Consider the following 5259-nt stretch of genomic DNA (forward strand, 5'->3'; position numbering starts at 1 on the left):
CCGCCCGGGCCGAGCGGCGCGAGGCCGACACCGTCGGGGCCAGCGCCGAGGCGGCGTACACGGCGGGTCTGCGGGTGGCCCGGGTCCAGGCGGTCGTCGGCCCGGTGAGCACGGTGACCATCCAGAGCGCCTTCCTGCTGGTACTCGGCGTCGGCGGCGCCCGGGTGGCGTCCGGCGCGATCACCGTCGGCGACCTGGTCGCGTTCATCATGTTCCTGTTCTTCCTGGTGCTGCCCCTGGGGCAGGCGGTGCACGCGTACACCCAGCTGCAGACCGGCCTCGGCGCGCTCCAGCGGATCGAGGAGGTCCTGGAGATCCCGGCGGAGGGGGCCGCCGACCGGGCCGGACCGCCGGTGACCGTGGACCGGTCACCGGCCGGCAGGCCCGCGTCGATGATCGAGTTCGACCGCGTCGGCTTCGGCTACCCCGGCGGCCCACCGGTGCTGCACGAGGTGAGCTTCGCCGTCCCGGCTGGCACCCGGACCGCCCTGGTCGGTCCCTCGGGTGCCGGCAAGTCCACCCTGCTGGCCCTCGTCGAGCGCTTCTACGAGGTCACCGCCGGCGCGCTGCGGGTCGACGGGGTCGACGTGCGGGACCTGCCCCGCGACGCGCTGCGGGCCCGCCTCGGCTACGTCGAGCAGGAGGCGCCCGTCCTGGCCGGCACGCTGCGGGAGAACCTGCTGATCACCGCGCCGGCGGCCACCGACGACCAGTTGCTCGCCGTGCTCGACGAGGTCAACCTCGGCCACCTGGCCGAGCGTGCCGCCGAGGGCCTGGACGTGCAGGTGGGGGAGGGCGGCGTGCTGCTGTCCGGTGGCGAGCGGCAGCGACTCGCCATCGCCCGGACCCTGCTGGCCGGACCGCCGGTGCTGCTGCTGGACGAGCCGACCAGCAACCTCGACGCCCGCAACGAGGCGGCGCTGCGCCGCGCGATCGACGCCGTGGCGGTCCGCCGGACCCTGTTGATCGTGGCGCACCGGCTCTCCACCGTCGTCGACGCCGACCAGATCGTGGTGCTCGACGACGGCCGGGTGGTCGCCACCGGCACGCACGACCAGTTGACCACCACCAGCCCCCTGTACCGGGAACTGGCCGCCCACCAGCTCCTCGTCGGCTGAGCCCGGCCGCCCGGGGCGACGCCCGACCGCCGGAGGTGGCGCTCCGGCGCGGCGTCGGCCGACCGGGACGCGGCGGGTGCGCCCGGTCGCGTACCGTTGCCGCTCATGGGTGTGTCGCATCGGTTGAAGACGAGGTTCCGGCGCTTCCTCCAGCGCCCGGGCACGACGGTGGACCTGGGTCCGCTGGAAAAGCTGCTGCCGGCCATCGAGGCGCGCGAGGAGGAGCTCGCGGCGCTCGACGACGTCGAGCTGACCGAGGCCGCCGGCCGCGCCGAGGGCTACACGGAGATCTGCGCGATCGGCCGCGAGGCCGCCCGACGCGGCCTCGACCAGCGGCCGTACGACGTGCAGCTGCTCGGCGCCATGGCGCTGCTGTCGGGCAAGGTCGTCGAGATGGCCACCGGTGAGGGCAAGACGCTCACCGCCGTCGTCGCCGCGTACGGGCACGTCCGGGTCGGCAACGGCCCGGTGCACGTGCTCACCGTCAACGACTACCTGGCCCGCCGCGACGCCCAGTGGATGGAGCCGGTCTACACCCTGCTCGGCCTCACCGTCGGCTGGGTCAACGAGGCCTCCACCCCGCAGGAGCGGCGCGACGCGTACGCCTGTGACGTCACCTACGTCTCGGTCAGCGAGGCCGGCTTCGACTACCTGCGCGACCAGCTGGTCACCGACATCGACGACCGGGTGCAGCCGCCGCTGCGCACCGCGATCGTGGACGAGGCCGACTCCATCCTGATCGACGAGGCCCGGGTGCCGATGGTCCTGGCCGGCGCGGTGCCGGGCGAGCAGGACCCGGTGCACGCCGCCGCCGGCCTGGTGCGCGGGCTGCGCAAGGGCAAGCACTACACGGTCGCCGAGGACGGTCGCAGCGTGGCCTTCACGTCGACCGGCCTGGCCGCCGTCGAGGCCAAGCTCGGCGTCGACCTGTACGACGAGGAGCACGTCGCCCAGCTCTCCGCGGTGAACGTGGCACTGCACGCGCACGCGCTGCTGCACCGCGACGTCGACTACATCGTGCGGGACGGCTCGGTCGAGCTGATCGACGAGATGCGGGGACGGGTCGCCCAGCGCCGGCGCTGGCCCGACGGGCTCCAGGCGGCGGTGGAGGCCAAGGAGGGCCTGGACGCCAGCGCCGAGGGCGAGGTGCTCGGCACGATCGCCGTGCAGGCGTACATCGGGCTGTACCCGACGGTGTGCGGCATGACCGCGACCGCGGTGCTGGTGGGCGACCAGCTGCGGGAGTTCTTCGGCCTGGAGGTGGCGGTGATCCCGCCGAACACCCCCTGCGTCCGGGAGGACGAGCCGGACCGCATCTACGCCACCCGGGCGGAGAAGGAGGAGGCGCTTGTCGACGAGATCAAGCGCAACCACGACCGGGGTCGCCCGGTGCTGGTCGGCACCCTCGACGTCAAGGAGTCCGAGAGTCTCGCCGCCGCCCTGAGCTCGGCCGGGGTGCCCTGCGTGGTGCTCAACGCCAAGAACGACGACGAGGAGGCGGCGATCATCGCCGAGGCCGGCGCGTACGGCGCGGTCACCGTCTCCACCCAGATGGCCGGCCGGGGCGTGGACATCCGGCTCGGTGGCAGCGACCAGACCGACCGCGACCGGGTGGCCGAGCTGGACGGCCTGTACGTGATCGGCAGCGGCCGGCACGACAGCCGCCGGGTCGACGACCAGCTCCGCGGCCGGGCCGGTCGGCAGGGCGACCCGGGTGGCTCGGTGTTCTTCGTCAGCCTGGAGGACGACCTGGTGGCCCGGCACGCCGGCGACACCGTCCCGGCCTCGCCCCGGATGAACGCCGACGGCCTGGTCACCGACCCGCAGGTCGACTACGCCGTCGAGCACGCCCAGCGGGTCGCCGAGGGTGTCAACCACGAGATCCACCGCAACACCTGGCGCTACAGCGTGGTGATCGAGCAGCAGCGCAAGGCCCTCGCGGAGCGCCGCGAGCGGCTGCTCACCACCGACGTGGCCGCACTGATGCTGCTGGACCGGGTGCCGGACAAGGCCGGCGAGATGGACGAGGACCTGCTCGCCCGGGTGGCCCGGTCGATCGCGCTGCACCACCTGGACCGGCTCTGGGCCGAGCACCTCGCCGAGCTGTCCGAGGTGCGCGAGGGCGTGCACCTGCGGGCGCTGGGCCGGCTGGACCCGCTGGACGAGTTCCACCGGGCGGCGGTGCCGGCGTTCAACAACCTGGTGCCGGAGATCGAGCGGCGGACCATCGAGACCTTCACCGAGAGCGAGTTCGACGAGGACTGGGAGCCGGACCAGGCGCAGCTGGCGCGGCCCAGCGCGACCTGGACGTACCTGGTGCACGACAACCCGTTCGGCTCGGAGCTGGACCGACTCATCGCCTCGGTCGGCCGGCGGCTCACCGCCGCCTCCCGCTGACACGCGGTCGGCCCCTTCCGGCCCTCACCGGTGCCGGAAGGGGCCCCCTTTTGCGCCGTTTCGACCCCAGTTCACGGGGGTAGTAGGGCGGGTCGGAGAATCGGGAGAGTGCAGAGGATGAGACGGGTGACGACACCGGTCGGGCGCGCAGCGACGCGCGCGGGAACGGCGGGAGCTGCGGACCGGTGAACCTGGACATGCGGGACCCGGTGGTGGAGACGCTGGGCGTGCTGGAGACCGCCGCCCTGCTGCGGGAGCTGACCGCCGGCCTGATCGCCGTCGGCGACTTCGACGAGGCGCTCAAGGCCCTGGTCCGCATCGCACGCGACGCGGTGGCCGGTGTCAGCTGGTGCGGCTTCACCGCCCTGCGGGCCGGCGAGCCGGCCGGGGTGGCGGCCTCGGACGCCCGGCTGGCCGGGCTCGACGACCTGCGGCACGGGCCGGACTCGCCCGCCATGGAGGCGATCCACCGCCGCGAGATGATCCTCTCCGAGAACCTGACCCGGGAGACGCGCTGGACGGCCTGGACCGGCCGGGCCCGCGAGTTCGGGGTGCAGGGGGTGATCTCCGCGCCGGTCGACGTCGACGAGCAGGTGATCGGGTCGATCAACCTGTACGCGGGCGCCAGCGACGTGCTCACCCCGCAGCACCAACTGACCGCGATGCTCCTCGCCGAGCACGCCGGTCTGCTGCTGGCGGCCGTGCGGGACCGGGCCCGGGTGGCGGCGCAGGCCGGGGACCGGGACGCGGCGCTGCTCTCCGAGGGCGTCGTCGGGCAGGCCGTCGGTGTGATCATGACGCAGCGCGGCTGCCCGCCCGAGGAGGCCCTCCAGGTGCTGCGCAGTGCCGCGGAGTCGCTCTCCATCCCGCTCCGGGAGGTGGCGGAGCGGCTGGTCAGCACGGTGTCGCGGCCCCGGGATTCCTGAGCGTGTCGTTTCGTCCCCGTGGCGCTCGGGTAGCACCCTGGACTGGTGACCTGAGGCGACCTGGGGGAATACGATGGAAAGCCGACTGCGGGTGCAGGGGCATCCGATCCAACCGATGCTGGTGACGTTCCCGTTCGGGCTCTTCGTGAGCGCGACGGTGTTCGACCTGACCGATGTGATCGGGGGGCCGGCCTTCCTCGGCGAGGTGGGTTACTGGACGTCGGTGGCCGCGCTGGTGGCCGCCGCCCTCACCACGGTCGCCGGGATGGTGGACCTGTGGGACTCCCCGGGTGACGCCACCCGCCGTACGGCGGTGACCTTCAACCTGGTGAACGCGGCGATGGCCGGGCTGTTCCTGGTGGCCTGCCTGATCCGCGCGGACGCCCCGCAGCGGGGCGCCAGCGTCGTGCTGCTCGCCACCGAGCTGGTGGCCTTGACCGTCGGCGCCGTCGGGGTGCGGCTGGGCGCCCGGCTGATGCGGCAGTTCGACTCCCGGCGGCGGGCAGAGGCGGGCACCTTCGAGGTCCTCGGTGGTGTCGGTGGCGTCGGCGGCTCGACCGTGGAGATCGTCCGGCGGTAACTCCGTTGCCGCGCGCCCGGTGGTCGGCCAGGCTGCCGGGGTGGAACGCGAAGCGGACGTGGACACCCTGATCGCCGAGGGGGCCGCCGCGCCGGTCGACGGCTGGGCCTTCGACTGGCTCGCCGGGCGGGCGACCGAGGAACGCCCACCCTGGGGGTACGCGCGCCGCGTCGCCGCCCGGATGGCGGGGATCGGCGCCGCCCTGGACGTGGACACCGGCGGGGGAGAGGTCCTCGCG

4 protein-coding genes and 1 pseudogene are annotated in these 5259 nt (G+C 73.9%); all 5 read left to right on the forward strand.

What is annotated here, in order from left to right; translation table 11 throughout:
- Positions 1–1118 (forward strand): ABC transporter ATP-binding protein (locus tag AB0I76_RS21825; protein ID WP_357038374.1); only part of this gene is annotated, 1118 nt, incomplete at its 5' end.
- A 105-nt stretch (positions 1119–1223) separates the two neighbouring features.
- Positions 1224–3515, forward strand: coding sequence for an accessory Sec system translocase SecA2 (gene secA2, locus AB0I76_RS21830; RefSeq protein ID WP_357038377.1), 2292 nt, complete (start codon positions 1224–1226; stop codon positions 3513–3515).
- A 185-nt stretch (positions 3516–3700) separates the two neighbouring features.
- The gene (locus tag AB0I76_RS21835; protein WP_357038380.1) at positions 3701–4441 is read left to right on the forward strand and encodes a GAF and ANTAR domain-containing protein; all 741 of its coding nucleotides are present in this window, start codon (positions 3701–3703) and stop codon (positions 4439–4441) included.
- Positions 4442–4514: 73 nt separating this feature from the next.
- Positions 4515–5021: a DUF2231 domain-containing protein gene (locus AB0I76_RS21840; RefSeq protein ID WP_357038383.1), complete on the forward strand. Its 507-nt coding sequence runs from the start codon at positions 4515–4517 to the stop codon at positions 5019–5021.
- Between the two features lie 40 nt (positions 5022–5061).
- Positions 5062–5259, forward strand: a pseudogene (locus AB0I76_RS21845) (SAM-dependent methyltransferase); the annotation flags it as partial.

The organism is Micromonospora sp. NPDC049799, assembly GCF_040656655.1.
Lineage (GTDB): Bacteria > Actinomycetota > Actinomycetes > Mycobacteriales > Micromonosporaceae > Micromonospora.